This is a genomic window from Devosia sp. P2_G7 (genome assembly GCF_056403495.1).
Genome location: NZ_JBFUFI010000004.1, coordinates 263124 through 282988, shown reverse-complemented (window position 1 = coordinate 282988; position 19865 = coordinate 263124). Strand labels below are relative to the sequence as shown.

The window sequence follows — 19865 nt, the reverse complement described above, 5'->3', positions numbered from 1 at the left end:
GCGCATCTGACGGGGATCATTGCATGCTGCGTGAATTGAGGGGGGCGATCACCGCGCTGGCGCTGGTGGTGTGCGGCGTGCTGCTCGCGGTGAGCGTCGATTTCGGCGTTCCGGGGCAGGCGTTGCTGCAATCGCTGCGCTTTCATATCGCCGCCGCGCTGCTGGGGCTGGTGCTGCTGCTGTTCATCGGCGGGGCGTGGCGACGCGGGCTGCTGTTCCTGTTCGTATTCGCCGTCAGCGCCGGGCAGGGCGGGGCGATCATCTATCGCCAGCAGGAAGCGCGGATCGCCGCACAAGGGGTCGGGAGCAAGCCGCTCTTGAGGCTGCTGAGCTTCAATCTCCTCGTGGACAACCGGAACGGCGCGGCGATTGCCGATTTCATCATTGGTTCCGGAGCCGACGTGGTGCTGCTGATGGAGGCTTCGCCGATCGGGCCATATCGCGAAAAGCTGCTCGCTACTTACCCGTATCATGCCGGCTGCGATATCAGTGATGGCTGCTCCACCGTGCTGCTGTCGCGCACCCCGCTCGAGAATGTGGCCGTAGGCTCATTGAGCGAGGTATGGCGGAACCGGCTGATCACCGCAGCGACTGTTGTCGGTGGCCAGCGCGTCAACATCGTCGGCGCCCATCTGGTCAAACCTTATTTCGACGACTTCCCGGACGAAGAGCTCCGCCGGTTAGGATTGGCGATTGGCCGGCTCGAGGGGCCGCTGCTGCTGGCAGGCGATTTCAACGCTGCAGCGTGGTCCGCCAGGATCGACGGACTGGCGAGTCGCGAAAAGCTGGCGCCGGGCCCGTTCTACCCGGCCACCTGGCCGGTGCGCCTCGGCCCGCTTGGCGTGCCTATCGACAACGTCTTCGCCCGCGCGCCGCTGGTGATCGAGCAAGTCGACGCAATGGGAGACTCGATGGGCTCGAACCACCGGGGGCTGATCGCGGAGATTGGGCTGGCGGGGAACCGCTAGCGTCGCTGCTCAACTGTGGTTTCGGCGAACTCGACATGCCCTGGCCGACTGTGAGGCATCAGTAGTCCGAACAGGTCCTTTGGATCGTCGAGTTCGGGGATCAGGTCGATGTGGCGTGCCTCGACAAGGCTCAGATCGCGGACGTAGCGCAGGGTTGAGAAGTCTTCGACGGCGAAGCCGACTGAGTCGAAAAGGGTCACCTCGGCGGCCGTGCGGCGACCTGGGCTGTGTCCCGACAGCACCTGCCATAGTTCTGTGACGGCGAAGTCATCCGGCAGTTGCTGGATTTCGCCCTCGATGCGGGTCTGCGGAGTGTATTCGGTGAACACCGAGGCCCTGGCGACGATGTCGCGGTGCAACTCGGTCTTGCCGGGGCAATCGCCGCCGATGGCATTGAGGTGCACGCCGGGGGCGATCATCTCCGGTATCAGCACGTCGGCGTGGCGCTTGGCGGCGGTGCAGGTGGTGACGATGTCGGCACCGCGCACGGCTTCGGCGACGGACGGAGCGCGGGTGAGGCGTAGGCCGCTGGTTGCGAGGTTGAGGCAGAATTTGTCGACTGCTTCGACATCGACGTCGAACACACGCACTTCTTCGATGCCGAGCAGTGCCCGGAAGGCCAGGGCCTGAAATTCAGACTGGGCGCCGGCGCCGATCAGCGCCAACGTCCGGCTGCCCGGCCGGGCGAGGGCGCGTGCGGCGACGGCAGATGTCGCGGCGGTGCGCAGCGCAGTGAGGATGGTCATCTCCGAGACCAGCAGCGGATAGCCAGTGGCGACGTCGGCGAGGACGCCGAAGGCGGTGACCGTCAGCTTGCCGGCGGCGGTGTTCTTGGGATGCCCGTTGACGAACTTCATCGCGTAGAGCGCGCCATCCGAGGCCGGCATCAGTTCGATGACGCCATCGTGGCTGTGACTGGCAAGGCGCGCCGCCTTCTCGAACTGCTCCCAGCGGCGAAAATCGGCTTCGATGTAGTCGGCGAGCCCGACGAGGAAGGGCTCGACGCCGGTCTTCCTCAGGAGGGCGCGGATATCGCTGGTGCCGATGAACTGGGTCATACTCGCCTCTTACTTTGCTGGAGCAGTCAGGCTTCGAGTGCTCGTGTTGCGGCCGTCAGGCCGTCATTGACAGGGCCGCTTGCCTCGCGGCCGGGGTGGAGTGGCGCTCGCCGAACAGGCGGGCGGTGAGGTCGATCATCAGGTCGGCGCTCATGCCGAGATGGTCGAGGAAAGGGTTCAGTTCGACGAGGTCGAGCGAGCCGACGCGGCCGCTCCTGTGCAGCATGTCCATCACCAGGTCGCCTTCGTCGCGGCTGAGACCGCCGGACACCGTGGTGCCGACGCCGGGGGCGAGGCTGGGGTCCATGGCATCGACGTCGAGCGAGAGATGCAGATGGCCGTTCGCCGCCTCCACACGATCGAGGAAGTGCTGGAGCGGCGTCGCCACGCCCGCGACGCGGATGGCGTCCATGTCCACCACCTGCACGCCACGTTCGTCGAGCAGCTGCGCCTCTTCGCAATCGAGGGCCCGCGCGCCGAGGATCACGACGTTGGCTGGGTCGACCGTGGCGAACCAGTCGGTGGAGTTGTGGAAGCCCGGCTCGCCGCACAGGCGGGCCAGCGACATCCCGTGGATATTGCCGGTTTCGGTGGTGGCCCAGGTGTTGAAATCGCCATGTGCATCGAACCACAGCACGAACAGCGGGCGCCCGGTGTCGCGGCAGTGCCGGGCGACGCCGGCGACCGAGCCCATCGAAATCGAATGATCGCCGCCGAGGAAGACCGGGCGGGCGCCATTCTCGAGGCTGCGATAGCCGGCCTCGCTGGCGGCAACGGCCAGCGCGTCGATCTCGGCGGCTGGGGCCAGCTTCTGGCTGACGTTCACGTCGCCGAGATCCGCAACGGCGTAGCCGATGCCCGCGAGGCGCTCAGCGATCCCGGCGGCCCGGAGGTCGTCAGGGCCGAGCGCCGCACCACGACAGGACGCGCCGGCATCGGTCGGCAGGCCGATCAGGTCGATCCGGTTACCGGTAATGGAACGGCGGGCGCGGGCGTCGTGCAGCATTGGGGGGCCTCGATTCAGTTCCCGCATATGTGAGGATCGATGCGTGCAGACGAAAAGACGGAGAAGTGATAAGATTGCGCAGCGAGATGTGCAAAGTGGCGGTGCGAATTGACGAATAGTACACCGGGGCTCGACGACCTCGATTATCGTCTGATCGCTCTGCTGCGGACCAATGGCCGTTTGCCGGTGGCCAAGCTCGCGGCAGAGCTTGGCGTTTCGCGCGCCACTGTAACGGCGCGGATGGAGCGGCTGGAGCGCTCAGGGGCCATTGCCGGCTACACGGTCGTGGTGCAGGCGCAGGGGCGGGCGGACGCAGTGCGTGCCGTCATGATGGTCGAAGTCGACGGCAAGAACTCCGAGCAGATCATCCGCCGGCTCGCCGGCTTTCCCGAGATTCGCGGGCTCTACACCACCAATGGCCGCTGGGACGTGGTGGCGGAGATCGAGACGCCGACGCTGCGTGAGTTCGACGAACTGCTGCGCAAGGTGCGGCAGATCGACGGCATCGCCAATACCGAGACGAGCATACTGCTCGCCGCCCGCAAGGAACTGGGGTAGGGGCCGGTGCCCCTACCTGATGGTCAGCGGCGCCAGCGCCCGGCCGAGGCTTGCTTCGCCCATGCCGTAGGTCGCCGCGTTGTAGTTCAGTAGCGTATCCTTGCGGGCAGTATTCAGCAGCTGGTTGGTGATCTGGGTCGGCGTCGCGGTGGTGAACTTGCTGCCCAGGATCGAGGCATAGCCCGAGATGATCGGAGCGGCGAACGAGGTGCCGGCCAGGCCCATCTTGCTGCTGTCAACGCCGACGACGAGGAAGTGGCTCTGCACCGCGGTGTTGGTGCCGGCCTTGTTGGAGTAGGACGCGAGGCTCGCTTTGTTGGCAACGGTTCCGTTGGTATTCAGCGCGCCCACATAGATGGTGGATTGCGTGCCTACGAGCGCGAGGTTGAGATAATCGACCTGGCCGCTCTTGTTGGTGCCGCCGATGGCGATCCCGTCATTGCCGGCCGCCTTGGCGATCACTGCCTTGCCGTTCCTGGCATAGGAGATGATCGAGGACTCCTGCCCACTCCAGCCAATCTGGCTCGCGCTGTAGCCGGCCCTGGCGTACATGCCGTAGCTCAGGTTCAGAATATTGAGCCCCGCCGCGAGGCTGACGCTCGTGCTGGACCTGAATTCCTTGGATTTGATGGTGGCGAGGGGCGCGATCATGCTGCCCTCGAGCCGCGTCCACTCGCCGTGGCGCAGGACCTGGCTGGTACCAGTGAGGTTGCCCCCGAACTTCGACGTGCTGGAAAAGTCGTCGATGAAGGTGATCGTGGTCTTCTGGCCCTTGTAGCCGGCGGTCCAGGCGTCGGCGACCTCCGGGCTCATCCAGTTGCGCCAGATGGGCGTCGTGGTTTGGGCCTGCGGGGCGGAGACGCCGCCGAGCAGGGCGAGGGCGGCGATGACTGCCGTTACGAGATACTTGATACGTGAGGTCATGGCGTTCACTCCTGAAAGCTAGAAACTGGCACTGTAGGTAAGGGAGACATGGAGCCGGTTCGGCTCGGCGTCGGCGAGGTATTGCAGCGTCTCCTGCGTTGGCAGCGGAGTCGCGGCGAGGCGGCAGTTGACGGTCTGAATGCCGCCGCCGATCTCGCCGTAATCCCCCTCGCAGGTCTTTTCGGTGAGGTTGCCCCAGAGGATGCCGCGGACGGTCAGCGACAGGGTGGTATTGGCGCTCGGGTGGGCCTGTGCGACGAAGCCGATCCGCAGGCTTGGGTCGATGGTGTACTTCTCGCCACGCTCGCCGGTGCCAAGGCCCCACAGCAGTCCGAAATCCTCGCCAACCTGGGTGAGCATGTCGATGTGGGTATCTGGCCAGTCGGTGTGGTACCACTTGGGCAACGATACCCAGGTGCCATCCGACAGCTCGTAACCGCCGTTGGCGAGGTTGCGGACGCTCTCGGTCAGTTCCGACCCCTGCGCGATATCGATCACGTGGAGCGCAACGGCGAGTTCCTGTGCGGCAGCCGGCGAGGGCGATGCTGCGGCACAAGCGGCGAAGAGCCACCCGGCCAACAACCAGCGGACCCGCACTTGCGGTTCGACCTGCCGATCAACCTCAGGGTCGACTGCGCCCACGAGATATGCCCCACATCAGAGGGGGCATATCAAATCGCATTTTCTCTAAAGAAGTGTTCGCGATCGGAACTAATTCGACGGAATTATCTAAGCCTCGCGTAAGGCCACCGGCAGTTGCTCGGCCACGACCGCCAACTCATCGGGCCGCCCCACGCTGATCCGGATGTGTCGGTCGAGTCCGGGAGCCATGGGTTTGCGTATGAACACGGCCCGGGCCTCCAGCGCCTTCAGCACGCGCATGGCGTACTCTCCGTCGCTTCCGCAATCGATCGCTACGAAGTTGGTGGCCGATGTCACAGTGCCGAGCCCGTTCTCGGCAGCAATGGCGTAGAGTCGCTCGCGGCCGGCTGCGACCCTCGCAACCACGTCCGCCAGCCAATCCTGATCGGCTAGGGCCGCCATCGCTGCCACCTGGCTCAGCCGGGTGACGCCGAAATGGTTGCGAACCTTGTCGAAGGCCTTGATGAAGCCGGTCTCGCCGATGGCATAGCCGACGCGCATGCCGGCGAGGCCGTAGGCCTTGGAGAAGGTGCGGGTGCGGATCAGGTTGGGGCGTCCGATATCGAGCGCGGGCAGGGCGCCGGCCGGCGCTGTCTCGCAATAGGCCTCGTCGAGAAGGATCAGGGTTTCCTCGGGCACCGAGGCGATGAAGCGGTCGATCTCGGCAGCGTTCCACCAGGTGCCCATCGGGTTGTCCGGGTTGGAGAGGTAGATCACCTTGGCGCGCTCGCGCCGGGCTGCCTCGGCAAGTGCTCCGAGGTCCTCGTGGTTCCCGGCATAGGGCACTGCGACGATGCGGCCGCCGTAGCCGGCGACGTGATAGTTGAAGGTGGGGTAGGCGCCGAGCGAGGTGACGGCGACATCGCCGGGTTCGGTGATCAGCCGGGCAATCAGGCCGTGCAGCCCGTCGATGCCTTCGCCAATCGCGATGTTCGCCGGGGGGATGCCGAGATGGGCGGCAAGCGCCGCCTTCAGGTCATGAACCTCGGGATCGCCATACATCCACACGCCGCCAGCCGCCGCTGCAATGGCTTCGATCACCTTCGGTGATGGCCCGAAGCCGCTCTCGTTGGCGCCGACGCGGGCGCGAAACGGCATGCCGGTGCGCCGCTCCAGCGCTTCGGGGCCGGTGAACGGGACAGTCGAGGGCAGGGACTGGGCGAGGGGCGTGAGGATGGAACGCATGCGGGCGAACTTAGCGTGCCCGGCGCCCGCCGCAACGGGCCGATCACGTGCCGCGAGCGGAAAAGTTTCACCAGCCGCGCCGCACATTTGATTGTGTTGCGCGTGACGATGGGCGGGTCCAATCATGCCGCCACAATCCTCATGGGTGGATCCAATGATGAAGAACAGGCTGGCGTTCGCGGTAGCAATCGTGGGCGCGCTGGGAATGACTGGCGCACAGGGCGCCGAGACGGCGACCGCGATCTTCGCGGGTGGCTGCTTCTGGTCGATCGAGAGCGATTTCGACCACGCGCCGGGCGTGCTCTCCACCACCTCCGGCTATATCGGCGGGCATGTCGACAACCCGAGCTACGAGCAGGTGGTCACCGAGACCACCGGCCACCGCGAGGCGGTGAAGATCGTCTATGATCCCTCAGTCACCAGTTACGACAAGCTGGTGGACACGTTCTTCCACCTGATCGACCCGATCGAGACGCGCGGGCAGTTCTGTGATTTCGGCGAGAGCTACACCACCGCGATCTACGCCGGCAACGACACCGAACTGAAGGAAGCCGAGGCCGGCAAGGAAGCCACAGCCGCGGCGCTGGGCAAGCCGGTCGCCACAGTCGTCGCCATGGCCCCGACCTTCTGGCCGGCGGAGGACTACCACCAGGACTTCTGGAAGGGCTCCGAGATGCTGCAGAACGGCCTGACCCGCGCCGAGCACTATGCCCGCTACCGCGCCGGCTGCGGCAAGAACGGCCAGGTCGAAGCCATCTGGGGCAAGGACGCTTTCAAGGGGCTGGACGGGCACGCCTGAGGCGGGCTGCTGTTCCCGTCACCACAAAGCTTGGGGGGCGGGCTAAGTCAGATCAGGCGTCCGCTCACCAGCATTCTGTGTATGCGGGTCTGCGGCCAATTCCACCTGCGCGTGCTCGCCCTCTGCCGAGAGCATCTTGTTGATGGCGAGTTTAGCCTTCTCGGTCAGGTCCCGCAGCGTCGGCAGGTATTCCGGAGTCGGCACCCAGGCGCGCAGCTGCAGCATGATCTTGTCACCGACGAAGCTCTCGACATGCACCGTCGGCGGCGGGTCGACCTGCACGCGCTTGTCGGAGGTAGCGATCTTCAGCATCGTGCGGCGGGCGGCGGCCACGTTGATCGAATCCGGCACGGTGATGTTCACGTCGATCCGCCGGCGCGGCTCGCGGCTGTGGTTGGTGATGGCCGAAGACCAAAGCTTCTGATTCGGCGTGAAGATGTAGAGTCCGCTGGTCGAGCGCAGCCGCGTGCCGAACAGGCCGATCTCCACCACCACGCCAGCCACGCCATCGCCGACAATGTACTCGCCGATGGCGATTGGCCGCAGCCACACCAGCATGATGCCGGCCGCGATGTTGGCGAGCGTGCCCTGCAGCGCCAGGGCGATGGCGAGGCCGGCGGCGCCGATCACGGCATAGATCGACGTGCTGGAAACGCCGAGGAAGCTGAGCGCCGTGACGATTGCGAAGATGATGACGCCGTAGCGCGTCACCTGAGCGAGCAGCGGCGCGAAGTTCTTGTCGACGCCATAGGCGCGCGGCAGCAGGTTGCGCACCATCCGCGACAGCATGCGCGCCAGGTACCAGCCGGCCACCAGTACGAAGAGCGCACTGAGCAGCGCCACCGAATTGTCGGCAAGCCAGCGAAGCGGAAGGGAAACGGCTTCAGTCGCCTGGGTTGGCAGATCGGTGTTCAGATTGTTCATGGGCACTTCGTGGGGCTGTGGCGTGGGCGGGCGTTAACTTACCAATCTGGCAAAACCGCGAAAGTCCACAGACACGCGAATGGGTGCTGGACAAGGTGGGGGAGCCCTGATAGTCAGCCGCTCGGACCGGGTGCGTAGCTCAGATGGTAGAGCAGCTGACTCTTAATCAGCGGGTCCACGGTTCGAGTCCGTGCGCACCCACCAATCCTCCTAAAGCTTTGATATGACGGGCCTAACGGCCAGTCTGCCGCGGGTCGCAGGTTGCGACGCTCTTGCGGCCGTGCCTGCATCGGCGAGCCTCGGCCGGAGCGGACGAATCCGGCGTTGAGTCGGCTCGACTGATAGCCGGCGTTGGTCGCGCCGTGGCGTCGCAGGTGTTGAATTGTTCCAATGGCGCTCTTCACAAGCTCCACACAGGTCCTTACATAGCCGCGATTAACCTTTTCAGCGCGGAGATGACCCGGAATGCCCTTTGGCCTTGATGCATCGGCTTTTGCGGCATTTTTCCAGGTTATCATGATCGATCTCGTGCTCGCTGGCGACAATGCCGTCGTCATCGGGCTCGCCGCGGCCGGGCTGCCGTCCGATCTCCGCCGCAAGGCCATCCTCATCGGCATCATCGCGGCCACCGTGCTGCGTATCTGTTTCGCGCTGATCACCACGCAGTTGCTGCAGCTCGGCGGTGGCCTGCTCATCGCCGGCGGCCTGCTGCTGCTGTGGGTCTGCTGGAAGATGTATCGGGAGCTGTCGGTCTCGCACGAGGACGAGCAAGACGCCACCGAGGCGCTCGCCAATGCCGATCTCAATGCCGACGGCACCGTTGCGGGCAAGAAGAAGAAGACGCTGAAGCAGGCGGTCTGGCAGATCATCATCGCCGACGTCTCGATGTCGCTCGACAACGTGCTGGCCGTGGCCGGCGCGGCACAGCACCATGAAGTGGCGCTAATCTTCGGGCTCGGCCTCTCGGTGCTGCTGATGGGCGTTGCCGCGACGCTGGTCGCGGGCCTCCTGCACCGGTATCGCTGGATCGCCTGGCTCGGTCTCGTCATCATCCTCTACGTCGCAGTGAAGATGCTCTACGAGGGCGCCGACCAGTTGATGGGCCACACCTTGCCGATGATTCCGCTGATCAAGGGCGCTCCGGCCGTCGCGCACTAACCGGCTCGTAACCACGGCCCGACTTTCCTTCGCATTGCGCGGCGGGCCGTAGGGATTTCATCATTGCGCGGACGATAGCGTCCGGCAGGTCTTCTGCCGGATTTCGTCCATGTCGCTCGCCACCCTGTCTCCCAGCCCGCTCACTTACGCCGACCTGCCGCCACGACCGGCGTCGGGCTTCGTCATGCGCCTGGTGGAGCCAGAGGCATGGGACGATGCGATCGCGGATTTCGAGGGCGTGTGCCAGGAGCAGTTGGCTACCTTCGCGCGGGCCCGCTGGCCGGGCGTGGCGCTTGAGCCGCAACTGTTCATGCTCGGTGGCAAGGTCGTCGGCGGATGCCTGATCATGGTGCAGGGGCTGCCGCTGGGCCTGGGTTCGATCGCCGTGGCCAAGTGGGCGCCGATGCTGCGTCGCACCGAGGGCGCCGATGCCAATGCCATCTACGCCCGGATGATCGAGACGCTGTGCGCCGAGTATGCGGAGCGTCGCGGCATGATGCTGTCAGTGCTGCCGCGCGCCTCGCTGGCCGGCGGCAACGCGGAATACCGCCTGCTGCTGGAGCACGGCTTCCGCCAGGGCGCGACGCTGGGGTTTCCGGATCGCTACATCGTCAATCTCAGGCTCAGCGATGCCGAGCAGCGCGCCAGCTTCCACCAGAAGTGGCGCTATCATCTCAACAAGGCCGACAAGGCGGGGCTGACTTTCGAGCACGCCGGGGCGGAGCGGCGGCCGGAGTTCGACGCGCTTTACGAGCAGATGGTCGACCGCAAGAAGTTCCCTGACCACTCGGCCTACGGCACCGTGCCGGCGCTGATGGACATGAGGAACCCGAGGCTCAGGCCGGAACTGTTCTTCGTCCGCCATGCCGGCGAGATCGTCGCCGGCGCCATCATCTTCAAGGCCGGCGACCGGGCGGTCTATCTTTACGGAGCCACCAGTGCTGCGGCGCTCGAGCTGCGCGCGGGCTATTTCCTCCACTGGCACATCATCCGTTGGCTACGGGACAACACGCCGGCCCACTGGTACGACCTGGGGGGCACGGACGGCTTCCAGGGCCTGCACCAGTTCAAGAAGGGCATGGTCGGCGAGCGCGGCGTCATCACGCCGGTGCCGCCGGTCGCAAACTACGCTGCACGCTGGTGGCCGCGCCTGCTCGGCGAGGCGGCATTTGTCGGACGTGAGCTGGCTCACATGGTCGGCCGCCGCATCGACCGGTTGCGGCCCGACCGGGCCAAGCCCGACCAGCAGCGGGACGCCCGATGAGCCTCAGGCAGCGCCTGCTCTCGCAATCCAGCATCATTTTCGGCGCCCGGCTGTTCGGCGCGGGGGTGATCTTCCTCGCCCAGGCGGCGATCGCGCGCCTCTGGGGCGCCGAGATCCTCGGCGAGTACCTGCTGATCATCGCGACGGTGAATATCGTCGCGGTGGTGATGCCGCTGGGCTTCGAGACCATCGGCACCTATTTCGCCGCGGAATATCGCTCGAAGGGCGAGGGCCGTTTGCTGCGCGGCTTCATGCAGCGCGCCTATGGCCACGTCGCCGCGACGGCGCTGTTGCTGGTGGTCGCCGGCTACCCGCTGGCCACGCTATTCGGCGAGCCGGGCAGGGTGCTCACAGCCCATTGGCTACCCGCCTGCCTGATGACGCTCGCTACCGCCGTGGTCTACTGCAACAGCGCGCTGCTGGTCGGGCTGAAACGGCCGTTCGCCGGCTTTTTTGCCGACACCATCTTCCGCCCGCTGCTCATCGTCCTCTGCTTCGCGCTGGCCGCTATGGCCGGTGATGCCGAGGCGAAATTCGCCGAGCTGATCTGGCTCCTCGCCATCGGCTTCGCTCTCATTGCCGCCGCCCAGTTCGCCTGGGTCCTCCGTGCCGTCCGCCAAGTCCCCGATGCCAGCGGCGTCCACCCGGCCGAGCAGAAGCGCTGGTGGCGCTTTGCGCTGCCCTGGGTGGTAATCGCCCTCGCCACCGACTTCTTCTTCGACATCGATCTCCTGATCCTCTCCAATTTTCTCGACCGCGAAAGCCTGGCGGTGTTCGGCGTCTGCACGCGGGTATTCTCGCTTGTGGCCTTCGCCGTATCGGCGGTCTACGCCGTGACGCTGCCCGAGATGTTCGAGCGAAACGCTGCGGCCGATCGCGACGGCTTCATGAAGCAGATAGGCGAGGCCAACCTCGTCGCCGCCGCTATCTCGATCACGCTGTTCGCGGTCATCGCCGCAACGGGCCCGCTGCTGCTGATGCTGTTCGGGCCGGAGTTCCAGGCGGGTGTCGGCCCGCTGGCGGTGCTGTGCCTGACGCTTTGCGTCCGCTCGCTGTTCGGCCCTGCCGCACTGGTGCTGTCGATCCACGACCGGCCCTATGCCACGCTGCCGGCTATTGGGCTTGGGATGGGCGTGCTGGTGGGGGCCAATATTCTGCTGGTCCCGGTGCATGGGCTGATGGGTGCTGCCGTGGCAGCGCTGGCGGCGCAGACGTTCTGGTGCGCGGCGATGTGGCTGACGGCCAAGCGGATGGCTGGGATCGATGTATCGATCGGACCGCGCCTGGGCGAGCTGCTGGCCGGCCGCCGGGTAAAGGACGTCTAGGGCTTACCGTCCCAGCAGCGAATTGATCCGCGCCCTGACCTTCGTCAGGCGCCCCATGCCCATCCCCGAGTCATACTCCTCGGTGACCTTGGTGTAGAACTTCTCCATCACCACGTAGTCCTGCCCGAAGATCTGCTGGCGCAGTAGCGCGGCCTGCTCGTAGCCGTAGCGGCGGAGCAGAGCGAGGGCGACTTCGTTTTCCGGCCGCACCCAGGTGAAGGCCTTGTGGAACTTGCCGTTGTCCCAATGCTCGTCGAACACCCGCATGCCGTAGATGCCGAGCCGGCTCTGCCGGTGGGCGGGGAAGATCCAGCTCCAGTAGCGGAAGATCGCGCCGGTTTCGGGCCCGGAGATCAGGCCGCCACCGGCGACGCCGTCCTGGGTCAGGATGATGACGTGGAACGGATCGACCCGCTGCAATGCGCGCAGGAACCCCTTCGTCAGCCGGCCTTTCTCGTGTTCCTTGAAGCGCTTCGAGTAATGCGGAGACTCGTCGATCACCGCCATCAGTTCGCGGTGGATCATGTCGAGTTCGTCCGGTCGCGCGGCGTGATAGCCGAGTTCGGGCATCGGAGCCTCCAAATGGTATTGCCGCCATTGTCGCCCGGAAACCGCCGAGAAAGCGTTTACGGCAAGGGTTTCCGAAGGGTTTTCAGAGCGTTTCAATTGACCCGGAGCCGGCAAGTGGTCTGCTTGCCCGGCCTTGAGGGCTTGGTTAGAACGGTTCGCAAAATCGGAGGACGACGATGAGCGAGAGTTTGGTGTTCGCGCCCAGCGCGGCAGCGATTGCCCACACCCGGACCACGGCAGCGCAGTACGAGGAGATGTACGCCCGCTCGCTGAGCGATCCGGATGGCTTCTGGAAGGAGCAGGCCCAGCGCATCGACTGGATCAAGGCGCCGACCAAGATCAAGAACACCAGCTACGCCTACCCCGACGTCTCGATCAAATGGTTCGAGGACGGGGTGCTGAATATCTCCGCCAACTGCGTCGACCGGCACCTGGCGACCCGCGCCGACGAGACGGCGATCATCTGGGAAGGCGACATCCCCGGCACCGACGACAAGATCACCTATCGCCAGCTGCACGAGAGGCTCGGCCGCTTCGCCAATGTGCTCAAGGCCAACGGCGTCAAGAAGGGCGACCGCGTCACCATCTACATGCCGATGATCATCGACACCGCGGTGGCCATGCTGGCCTGCGCGCGCATCGGCGCGGTGCACTCGGTGATCTTCGGCGGCTTCTCGCCGGATTCGATCGCCGGCCGCATCAATGACTGCGACAGCAAGATCGTGCTGACGGCCGACGAAGGCCGCCGCGGCGGCAAGACCATCCCGCTGAAGAAGAACGTCGATGAGGCGCTGACGAAGACGCCGGGCGTCGAGCGCGTCATCGTGGTCAAGAACACCGGCAACGCCGTCGACATGAAGGCCGGCCGCGACGTCTGGTATGCGGACGAAGCCGCCAAAGTCTCGGCCGAGTGCGCGCCCGAGCCGATGAACGCCGAGGACCCGCTGTTCATCCTCTATACCTCCGGCTCCACCGGTAAGCCGAAGGGCGTGCTCCACACGACCGGCGGCTACATCGTCTGGGCTTCGCTCACCCACGAGCGGGTGTTCGACTACCGTCCAGGCGAGATCTACTGGTGCACCGCCGACGTCGGCTGGGTCACCGGCCACAGCTACATCGTCTATGGGCCGCTGGCGAACGGCGCCACCACCCTGATGTTCGAGGGCATCCCGAGCTATCCCGATGCCGGCCGCTGCTGGCAGGTGGTGGAAAAGCACAAGGTCAACATCTTCTACACCGCCCCCACCGCCATCCGGGCGCTGATGGGCGCCGGCGCCGCCATTCCCGACCAGTACGCCATGCCGTCGCTGCGGCTGCTCGGTTCGGTGGGCGAGCCGATCAACCCGGAAGCCTGGCTCTGGTACCACAAGCATGTGGGCAAGGAGCGCTGCGAGATCGTCGACACCTGGTGGCAGACCGAAACCGGCGGCATCCTGATTTCGGCGCTCCCGGGTGCCATCGCCACCAAGCCCGGTTCGGCCACCAAGCCCTTCTTCGGCATCAAGCCGATCGTTCTCTCGCCCGAGGGGAAGCTCCAGGAGCAGACCAAGGCCGAAGGTGTGCTCTGCATCGCCGACAGCTGGCCGGGCCAGATGCGCACCGTCTATGGCGATCACGCACGGTTCGTCTCGACCTATTTCGAGACCTACAAGGGCTACTACTTCACCGGCGACGGCTGCCGGCGCGACGAGGACGGTTACTACTGGATCACCGGTCGTGTCGACGACGTGTTGAACGTCTCGGGCCACCGCATCGGCACCGCTGAGGTCGAAAGCGCGCTGGTGGCGCATCCCAAGGTCGCGGAAGCGGCCGTGGTCGGCTACCCGCACGACATCAAGGGGCAGGGCATCTACTGCTACGTCACCCTGATGGCCGGCGAGAAGGGCGACGACGCGCTGAAGACCGAGCTCAGGAACTGGGTGCGGAAGGAAATCGGCGCCATTGCCTCGCCCGACCTGATGCAGTTCGCCCCGGGCCTGCCCAAGACCCGCTCCGGCAAGATCATGCGCCGGATTTTGCGCAAGATCGCCGAGAACGACTACGGCGCGCTGGGGGATACGACGACGCTGGCAGACCCGAGTGTGGTGACGGATCTGATCGAGAACCGGCAGAACCGCTGACACCGAGCGTGGGGCCACCCCCACCCTCATTCCCTCCCCACAAGGGGGAGGGAGGCCGATCGTGCTCGCTGACCTCTCAGTCGTCTCCCTCCCCCTTGTGGGGAGGGATCTAGGGTGGGGGTGGCCACACGCTCCGGCCGACCAGCTTTCGCCGCACTCGTAAGCCAAAAGCCGTCCTCCCTGATCGCGAGACCCCACCCATATGCGCCTTGCTACGATGCTTCTCGCGACGATCCTTCCCTTTGCCGCGTCGCCCGCCTCCGCCCAGTCGCTGGAGCAGATGGCCGGGCAGATGATCGTCGTCGGCTTTGCCGGCAATGGCGTCGATGACAAGGACGTGGTCGCCCTGCGCGAGGAAGTGGCGGCCGGCGACATCGGCGGCGTCATGTACCTCAAGACCAACGTCGCGAGCCGTGCGGCTGTGCAGGCGATGAACGCGGCGTTTCGCGACGCTGCACCGGCCGGGCTGCCGCCGTTCATCACGCTCGACCAGGAGGGTGGGCTGGTGGAGCGGCTCGATGACTCGGTCGGCTTCAAGGAAATCCCCGATGCCGCGACGGTCGCCGCGAAGAACACACCGGCCGAAGCCCGCGGCGTCTACGAAGGGCTCGCCAAGGGCGTCGCTGAGTGGGGCTTCAACGTCAATTTCGCGCCCGTAGTCGATCTCGCGGTCAACCCGAACAACCAGGTGATCGCCAAGTTCGGCCGCGCCTACGGCAAGACCGGCGACGTGGTCACCTCCTACGCTGCCGAAGTCATTGCAGCACACCATGACGCGGGGCTCCTGACCTCGCTGAAGCACTTCCCGGGGCATGGCTCATCTACCGCCGACAGCCACGAGGGTTTCGTCGACATCACCAAGACCTGGAAGGACAGCGAGCTCGAGCCGTACCGGGCGCTGATCTCCGGCGGCTACCAGGATTTCGTCATGATCGGCCACCTGATCGACACCAATATCGATCCATCGGGCCTGCCGTCGAGCCTCTCCAAGGAGTGGATCGACGGGGTGCTGCGCGGCCAGCTCGGCTTCAAAGGCGTGGTGATCACCGACGACCTCGAGATGGGCGCCATCCGCGACCATTTCGACCTAAAGGAAACGGTGGTGAAGGCCGTGCGCGCCGGCGTCGACGTGCTGCTGTTCTCTAACACCGCCTACCAGCGCGCCACGCTGGGCGACGAGGTGCGGGCGATCCTGGTTGCCGAGGCCGAGGCCGATCCGGCGTTCAAGGCGCGGATCGAGGAGAGCTACAGGCGCATCGTGGCGCTGAAGTCTCGTATCGGGGTCGCAAATGTCGAAGCTCAATAAGGCAGAAGTGATCGCTGCCCTGGGCCTCGGCGGGCATTTCGAGGGCGGCTATTTCCGCGAGACGTTCCGGCCGACGCATCGCGAGAGGCTGGAAACGGCGCGCGGTCCGCGCGGCACCATGACCAGCATCTACTACATGCTGACGGACGACTCCCCGGTGGACCACTTCCACACCAAGCACTCGGATGGCATTCAGTTTCACCATTTCGGTGCCCCGCTGACCTATCACATGATCCACCCCGACGGCCGCTACGAAGTGGTTGTGCTCGGCCCCGACCTCGCCGCAGGGCAGGTGCCCAGCCTCGCCGTCGCCGGCGGCGTCTGGAAGGCGGCCGAGCTGCCGGCCGGCGAGTATGGTCTCGTCAGTGAAGTGGTGGCGCCGGGCTGGGAGATGGAGGACATGATCCTCGTCACTCGGGCCGAACTGCTGGCCAAATTCCCGCAGCATGTCGAGGTGATCGCCCGGCTGACACCGGCGCCCTAGGCCGGTCGCACGCTTGTCGCACTGGTGCTGTTCGCTTATGAGGGCCGGAGTTTTCCCCACCTCGCGGCCGATGGAGCATCGAAAGCGCTCCCGTCCCATAGGTCAAATGAGCTAAACTCCTGATCCCGAAGGCGAGAGGTTTGAAGGCATGAGCGAAGAGGGCAGGGAGGTGCGGCGGGTTCGCGCGCTGTTCATCTCCGATGTGCATCTCGGCATGCGCCCCACCCGCATCACCCAGTTGATCGATTTCCTGCGCTGGCACGAGGCGGAGGTGATCTATCTGGTCGGCGACATCGTCGATGGGTGGCGCCTGGCCAAGGCCTGGTACTGGCCGCCGGAATATCACCAACTGGTCGAGATCTTCCTCGACAAGGCGCTCAGCGGCACCCGCATCGTGGTGCTGCCGGGCAATCACGACGAGTTCCTGCGCGAGTATCTCGGCACGTATTTCGGCGAGGTCGAGTTCGTCGATCGCACCGTGCACACCACGGCGCAGGGCAAGACCTACGTGGTCATGCATGGCGACCAGTTCGACGTGGTGGTGGCGCATGCCAAGTGGTTGGCGCATGTCGGCGACTGGGCCTATCGCGCCGCGCTCCGGATCAACATCGCGGTCAACTGGGTGCGCCGCCGCATGGGTCTGACCTACTGGTCGCTGTCGGCCTGGGCCAAGCACAAGGTGAAGAACGCCGTCAGCGTCATCGGCCGCTTCGAGGAGGCGCTGACCCTCGAAGCCCGCGACAGCGGCGCGGATGGCGTGATCTGCGGCCACATCCACTATGCCGACATGCACGAGCGGCTCGGCATCCACTACGTCAACACCGGCGACTGGGTGGAAAGCTGCACCGCAGTGGCCGAGACGCATGAGGGTGTGCTCGAGTTGGTGCGCTGGACTGAGACGCCGCTGCCGCGGAAGCCACGGCGGCTGCGGTTGCGACGCGCACCGGCGGTGCCGGGGCAGTAACTCGCATCGAGGCTGTGGCCACCCCCACCCTTGATCCCTCCCCACAAGGGGGAGGGAGACGCAAGAACTGAGGCTGTGCAGCTGTCGCCTCCCTCTCCCTCGTGGCGAGGGAATGAGCGTGGGGGTGGTCCCACGCTTCGGCCTTGCGAGTGTGACACTACCTAACGCCCCGTCATCCTACCGTCACAGCCCATTCGCAACGCTGTCACCCGACTCCCGTAAACCCGCGGCATCGCTTCCCGAGGGTGGGTCCGATGCGCAAGGTCTTGATCGTCACCGATGCCTGGTTGCCGCAGACCAACGGGGTGGTGCGCTGCCTCGAAGCGGTTGGCCGCGAGCTGATGGGCCGCGGCCACGAAGTGAGCTACCTCACCCCCGAGGGTTTCTGGACGTTCCCGATGCCGACCTACCCGGAGATCCGGCTGTCGCTGGTCACGCCGATGACCATCGGCCAAGTGATCGCGCGCGAGGCGCCCGATCACATCCACATCGCCACCGAAGGCCCGCTCGGCCTCCTCGCTCGCTTCGTCTGCCTCGAGCAGGGCCTTGCCTTCACCACCAGCTATCACACGCGCTTCCCCGAGTACGTCGCGGCCCGCATGCCGATCCCGACCGAGTGGACCTACGGATTCCTGCGCTGGTTCCACGAGCCGGCCGCCGCGACCCTGGTGCCCACCGCCTCCATGCAGGAAGAACTGACCTCGCGCCAGTTCGGCCATGTGCGGCTCTGGACCCGTGGCGTCGATCACTCGCGCTTCTCGCCCGGCGAGAAGACCGAATTCCTCGATCTGCCCGGGCCGCATCTGCTCTATGTGGGCCGTGTCGCGGTGGAAAAGAACGTCGAGGCCTTCCTCAAGCTCGATGTCCCCGGCACCAAGATCATCGTCGGTGACGGCCCCGCCCGTGCCGAGCTCACGGCGCGCTATCCTGACGCCGTGTTCCTCGGCCTCAGGACCGGCGAGGAGCTTTCGCGGCTCTACCGCTCGGCGGACGTGTTCGTCTTCCCCAGCCGCACCGACACCTTCGGCAACGTGATGATCGAGGCGCTCGCGTCCGGCGTCCCTATCGCTGCCTATCCCGTCACCGGCCCGCGCGACATCCTCACCGACCCGACCTGCGGCGCCGTCGACGAAGACCTCGGCTTCGCCGTCATCCGCGCCCTGACCCTCAGTCGCGAAGCCGCCCGCGCGCATGCGCTGGGCTTCACCTGGGCGCGCTGTGCCGACATCTTCCTTGATGCACTGGTGCCGGTTCGCGAGGCTGCGGCCCAGGCTGCATAACGCCACGGCATAACGCACATTAGCGCCGTGCCCGTTGATCTTTCTCCGGCCCCTCGGCACTGTCGGCCCGTGCGGCGGATTCTCCCGCCCGGAGCACACCCTGATGTCGTCGACCACTATCGCGCCGCGCGTCTCGCCAGAGCTGCGCGCTGCGATCTACCATTTTGCCGTGTTCGGCAGCACCGGTGTCGCGTCGGTCTACTTCGGCATCTGGCTCCTTAATCGCGGCATCGGCGCCGAAGAGATCGGCATCATCAATGCCGCGCCGCTGCTCGTCATGCTGCTGGTCAACCAGCTGGTGGGCCGCATCGCCGACCGCATGCCGGATTGGCGCGGCGTAATCATCGTCCTGTCGCTGATCGCAGGGCTCGTGCCGATCGGCCTGTTCTTCGTCTCCGGCTTCTGGGGCATCCTCGGTGTCTGGATCTTCACGGTGATGCCGGCCTTCGCGCTGGTGCCGATCATCGACGCGGCGACGCTCCGGATGACGCAGCGCCGTGGCACAGATTTCAGCATGGTGCGCGCCTGGGGCACCGTCGGCTTCATGGTCACCACCGGGCTGAGCGGCCCCCTCATCGCCTGGCTCGGCGACGCCGCGTTCGTCCCGGTATTCGTCGCTTGCGCGCTGTTGCGCGCAATACTGGCGTTCCAGTTGCCGCAGTTCCGCGCCGGTGAAGACCGCGCCAGCATGACCAAAGGCGCCAGCCGGCTGCGCCAAGTGCTGAAGCCGTGGTTCCTGATGGGTCTGCTCGGCCTCGCCATCCTCTACTCCACCCACGGCGTGCTCGGGGCCTTCGCCGCAGTGCTGTGGACGGAGCAGGGCATCCCGCAGGGGCTTATCGGGCCGCTTACTGCCACTATGGCGGCGGCCGAAGCGCTGATGATGTTCGTGTGGAGCCGGCTGAAGCTCAAGGTTTCGGCCCGGCACATCATCATCTTCGCCTGTCTCGTCGCAGCCTTCCGCTGGACAGTGATGGCGTTCTCGCCGCCGGTCTGGCTGCTGTTTGGGCTGCAGCTGCTGCACTCCATCACCTTCGCCATGGGGTACCTCGGCGGCATCTACTTCATCGCCAACTGGACCAGCGACGACATCGCCGCCGAAGCGCAGGGCTTCTCCTATGTGCTGCAGCAGGGAATGTCGGTGGTGGTCATCGTCGCCATGGGCTGGTTCGTGGCCGCCTTTGGTCCAATGGCGTGGTTGTTCGTCGGAGCCTATGCGGTGGTCGGAGCGCTCTGCGTGGTGCTCTCGCTAAAGCTCCAGCCACCATCCGCGCATCCGATCACGTCGGATCAGCTCACCGTTGCCGATCCGGCCCCCTGAGGTCCAAGA

At 65.6% G+C, this 19865-nt stretch carries 19 protein-coding genes and 1 tRNA gene; 13 read left to right on the top strand and 7 right to left on the bottom strand.

Features of this window, described 5'->3' with window-relative positions; all coding sequences use genetic code 11:
• The first annotated feature begins 23 nt into the window (after nt 1–23).
• Nucleotides 24–968 (top strand): endonuclease/exonuclease/phosphatase family protein, encoded by a 945-nt coding sequence (locus AC1DWU_RS09290; RefSeq protein WP_477149688.1) that lies wholly within the window; start codon nt 24–26, stop codon nt 966–968.
• Here the strand turns inward: AC1DWU_RS09290 and AC1DWU_RS09285 are convergent.
• Together AC1DWU_RS09285 and rocF are read right to left on the bottom strand one after the other, a co-directional pair.
• The gene (locus tag AC1DWU_RS09285; RefSeq protein WP_477149687.1) at nt 965–2026 is read right to left on the bottom strand and encodes an ornithine cyclodeaminase; all 1062 of its coding nucleotides are present in this window, start codon (nt 2024–2026) and stop codon (nt 965–967) included. The two genes, AC1DWU_RS09290 and AC1DWU_RS09285, sit on opposite strands and share 4 nt — an antisense overlap.
• Before the next feature lie 55 nt (nt 2027–2081).
• Nucleotides 2082–3032, bottom strand: a complete 951-nt coding sequence (rocF, locus tag AC1DWU_RS09280; RefSeq protein WP_477149686.1) for an arginase — start codon at nt 3030–3032, stop codon at nt 2082–2084.
• Between the two features lie 108 nt (nt 3033–3140).
• Between rocF and AC1DWU_RS09275 the strand changes: the two genes are divergently transcribed.
• A complete protein-coding gene (locus tag AC1DWU_RS09275; RefSeq protein WP_477149685.1) occupies nt 3141–3590 on the top strand; it encodes an Lrp/AsnC family transcriptional regulator in 450 nt (149 codons plus the stop codon).
• Nucleotides 3591–3602: 12 nt separating this feature from the next.
• Here AC1DWU_RS09275 and AC1DWU_RS09270 read toward each other — a convergent pair whose 3' ends face one another.
• From AC1DWU_RS09270 to AC1DWU_RS09260, 3 genes are all read right to left on the bottom strand, one after another.
• Entirely contained in the window at nt 3603–4514 is a 912-nt protein-coding gene (locus AC1DWU_RS09270; protein ID WP_477149684.1) for a S8 family serine peptidase, read from the bottom strand.
• 18 nt (nt 4515–4532) lie between these two features.
• Complete coding sequence (locus AC1DWU_RS09265; protein WP_477149683.1) at nt 4533–5093, bottom strand: hypothetical protein; 561 nt, start codon at nt 5091–5093, stop codon at nt 4533–4535.
• A 150-nt stretch (nt 5094–5243) separates the two neighbouring features.
• Nucleotides 5244–6341 (bottom strand): pyridoxal phosphate-dependent aminotransferase, encoded by a 1098-nt coding sequence (locus AC1DWU_RS09260; RefSeq protein ID WP_477149682.1) that lies wholly within the window; start codon nt 6339–6341, stop codon nt 5244–5246.
• 157 nt (nt 6342–6498) lie between these two features.
• Between AC1DWU_RS09260 and msrA the strand changes: the two genes are divergently transcribed.
• Nucleotides 6499–7140: a peptide-methionine (S)-S-oxide reductase MsrA gene (gene msrA, locus AC1DWU_RS09255; RefSeq protein ID WP_477149681.1), complete on the top strand. Its 642-nt coding sequence runs from the start codon at nt 6499–6501 to the stop codon at nt 7138–7140.
• A gap of 42 nt (nt 7141–7182) precedes the next feature.
• On the opposite strand, the gene AC1DWU_RS09250 is transcribed toward msrA, so the two are convergent.
• Complete coding sequence (locus AC1DWU_RS09250; protein WP_477149680.1) at nt 7183–8064, bottom strand: mechanosensitive ion channel family protein; 882 nt, start codon at nt 8062–8064, stop codon at nt 7183–7185.
• Nucleotides 8065–8192: 128 nt separating this feature from the next.
• Here AC1DWU_RS09250 and AC1DWU_RS09245 point away from each other — a divergent pair.
• From AC1DWU_RS09245 to AC1DWU_RS09230, 4 genes are all read left to right on the top strand, one after another.
• A tRNA-Lys gene (locus AC1DWU_RS09245) sits at nt 8193–8268 on the top strand.
• Between the two features lie 261 nt (nt 8269–8529).
• Nucleotides 8530–9222, top strand: coding sequence for a TerC family protein (locus AC1DWU_RS09240; protein WP_477149679.1), 693 nt, complete (start codon nt 8530–8532; stop codon nt 9220–9222).
• A 109-nt stretch (nt 9223–9331) separates the two neighbouring features.
• Nucleotides 9332–10486, top strand: coding sequence for a lipid II:glycine glycyltransferase FemX (locus AC1DWU_RS09235; protein ID WP_477149678.1), 1155 nt, complete (start codon nt 9332–9334; stop codon nt 10484–10486).
• Nucleotides 10483–11811: a lipopolysaccharide biosynthesis protein gene (locus AC1DWU_RS09230; protein ID WP_477149677.1), complete on the top strand. Its 1329-nt coding sequence runs from the start codon at nt 10483–10485 to the stop codon at nt 11809–11811. Before AC1DWU_RS09235 ends, AC1DWU_RS09230 begins: the two co-directional genes overlap by 4 nt.
• A gap of 3 nt (nt 11812–11814) precedes the next feature.
• Here AC1DWU_RS09230 and AC1DWU_RS09225 read toward each other — a convergent pair whose 3' ends face one another.
• Nucleotides 11815–12381 carry a hypothetical protein gene (locus AC1DWU_RS09225; protein WP_477149676.1) on the bottom strand — a complete coding sequence of 189 codons (567 nt, stop codon included), beginning with the start codon at nt 12379–12381 and terminating at the stop codon, nt 11815–11817.
• 176 nt (nt 12382–12557) lie between these two features.
• Between AC1DWU_RS09225 and acs the strand changes: the two genes are divergently transcribed.
• The 6 genes from acs to AC1DWU_RS09195 all read left to right on the top strand — a co-directional run bounded on the left by acs (nt 12558) and on the right by AC1DWU_RS09195 (nt 19856).
• Nucleotides 12558–14501, top strand: coding sequence for an acetate--CoA ligase (acs, locus tag AC1DWU_RS09220; protein ID WP_477149675.1), 1944 nt, complete (start codon nt 12558–12560; stop codon nt 14499–14501).
• A 202-nt stretch (nt 14502–14703) separates the two neighbouring features.
• Nucleotides 14704–15807, top strand: a complete 1104-nt coding sequence (locus AC1DWU_RS09215) for a glycoside hydrolase family 3 protein (protein ID WP_477149674.1) — start codon at nt 14704–14706, stop codon at nt 15805–15807.
• On the top strand, nt 15791–16291 hold the full coding sequence (locus AC1DWU_RS09210) for a cupin domain-containing protein (protein ID WP_477149673.1): 501 nt from the start codon (nt 15791–15793) through the stop codon (nt 16289–16291). The genes AC1DWU_RS09215 and AC1DWU_RS09210 overlap by 17 nt, the downstream gene beginning before the upstream one ends.
• Nucleotides 16292–16439: 148 nt before the next feature.
• On the top strand, nt 16440–17255 hold the full coding sequence (locus tag AC1DWU_RS09205) for a UDP-2,3-diacylglucosamine diphosphatase (protein WP_477149672.1): 816 nt from the start codon (nt 16440–16442) through the stop codon (nt 17253–17255).
• A gap of 254 nt (nt 17256–17509) precedes the next feature.
• On the top strand, nt 17510–18535 hold the full coding sequence (locus AC1DWU_RS09200; protein WP_477149671.1) for a glycosyltransferase family 4 protein: 1026 nt from the start codon (nt 17510–17512) through the stop codon (nt 18533–18535).
• A 103-nt stretch (nt 18536–18638) separates the two neighbouring features.
• On the top strand, nt 18639–19856 hold the full coding sequence (locus AC1DWU_RS09195; protein WP_477149670.1) for an MFS transporter: 1218 nt from the start codon (nt 18639–18641) through the stop codon (nt 19854–19856).
• The last annotated feature ends 9 nt before the right edge of the window (nt 19857–19865 follow it).

Excerpts from the sequence above, each read along its gene's own strand:
- AC1DWU_RS09290 (WP_477149688.1), top strand. The coding sequence starts at position 24 with ATGCTGCGTGAATTGAGGGGGGCGATCACCGCGCTGGCGCTGGTGGTG.
- AC1DWU_RS09285 (WP_477149687.1), bottom strand. The coding sequence starts at position 2,026 with ATGACCCAGTTCATCGGCACCAGCGATATCCGCGCCCTCCTGAGGAAG.
- rocF (WP_477149686.1), bottom strand. The coding sequence starts at position 3,032 with ATGCTGCACGACGCCCGCGCCCGCCGTTCCATTACCGGTAACCGGATC.
- AC1DWU_RS09270 (WP_477149684.1), bottom strand. The coding sequence starts at position 4,514 with ATGACCTCACGTATCAAGTATCTCGTAACGGCAGTCATCGCCGCCCTC.
- AC1DWU_RS09260 (WP_477149682.1), bottom strand. The coding sequence starts at position 6,341 with ATGCGTTCCATCCTCACGCCCCTCGCCCAGTCCCTGCCCTCGACTGTC.
- msrA (WP_477149681.1), top strand. The coding sequence starts at position 6,499 with ATGAAGAACAGGCTGGCGTTCGCGGTAGCAATCGTGGGCGCGCTGGGA.
- AC1DWU_RS09250 (WP_477149680.1), bottom strand. The coding sequence starts at position 8,064 with ATGAACAATCTGAACACCGATCTGCCAACCCAGGCGACTGAAGCCGTT.
- AC1DWU_RS09240 (WP_477149679.1), top strand. The coding sequence starts at position 8,530 with ATGCCCTTTGGCCTTGATGCATCGGCTTTTGCGGCATTTTTCCAGGTT.
- AC1DWU_RS09235 (WP_477149678.1), top strand. The coding sequence starts at position 9,332 with ATGTCGCTCGCCACCCTGTCTCCCAGCCCGCTCACTTACGCCGACCTG.
- AC1DWU_RS09230 (WP_477149677.1), top strand. The coding sequence starts at position 10,483 with ATGAGCCTCAGGCAGCGCCTGCTCTCGCAATCCAGCATCATTTTCGGC.
- AC1DWU_RS09225 (WP_477149676.1), bottom strand. The coding sequence starts at position 12,381 with ATGCCCGAACTCGGCTATCACGCCGCGCGACCGGACGAACTCGACATG.
- acs (WP_477149675.1), top strand. The coding sequence starts at position 12,558 with ATGAGCGAGAGTTTGGTGTTCGCGCCCAGCGCGGCAGCGATTGCCCAC.
- AC1DWU_RS09215 (WP_477149674.1), top strand. The coding sequence starts at position 14,704 with ATGCGCCTTGCTACGATGCTTCTCGCGACGATCCTTCCCTTTGCCGCG.
- AC1DWU_RS09210 (WP_477149673.1), top strand. The coding sequence starts at position 15,791 with ATGTCGAAGCTCAATAAGGCAGAAGTGATCGCTGCCCTGGGCCTCGGC.
- AC1DWU_RS09205 (WP_477149672.1), top strand. The coding sequence starts at position 16,440 with ATGAGCGAAGAGGGCAGGGAGGTGCGGCGGGTTCGCGCGCTGTTCATC.
- AC1DWU_RS09200 (WP_477149671.1), top strand. The coding sequence starts at position 17,510 with ATGCGCAAGGTCTTGATCGTCACCGATGCCTGGTTGCCGCAGACCAAC.
- AC1DWU_RS09195 (WP_477149670.1), top strand. The coding sequence starts at position 18,639 with ATGTCGTCGACCACTATCGCGCCGCGCGTCTCGCCAGAGCTGCGCGCT.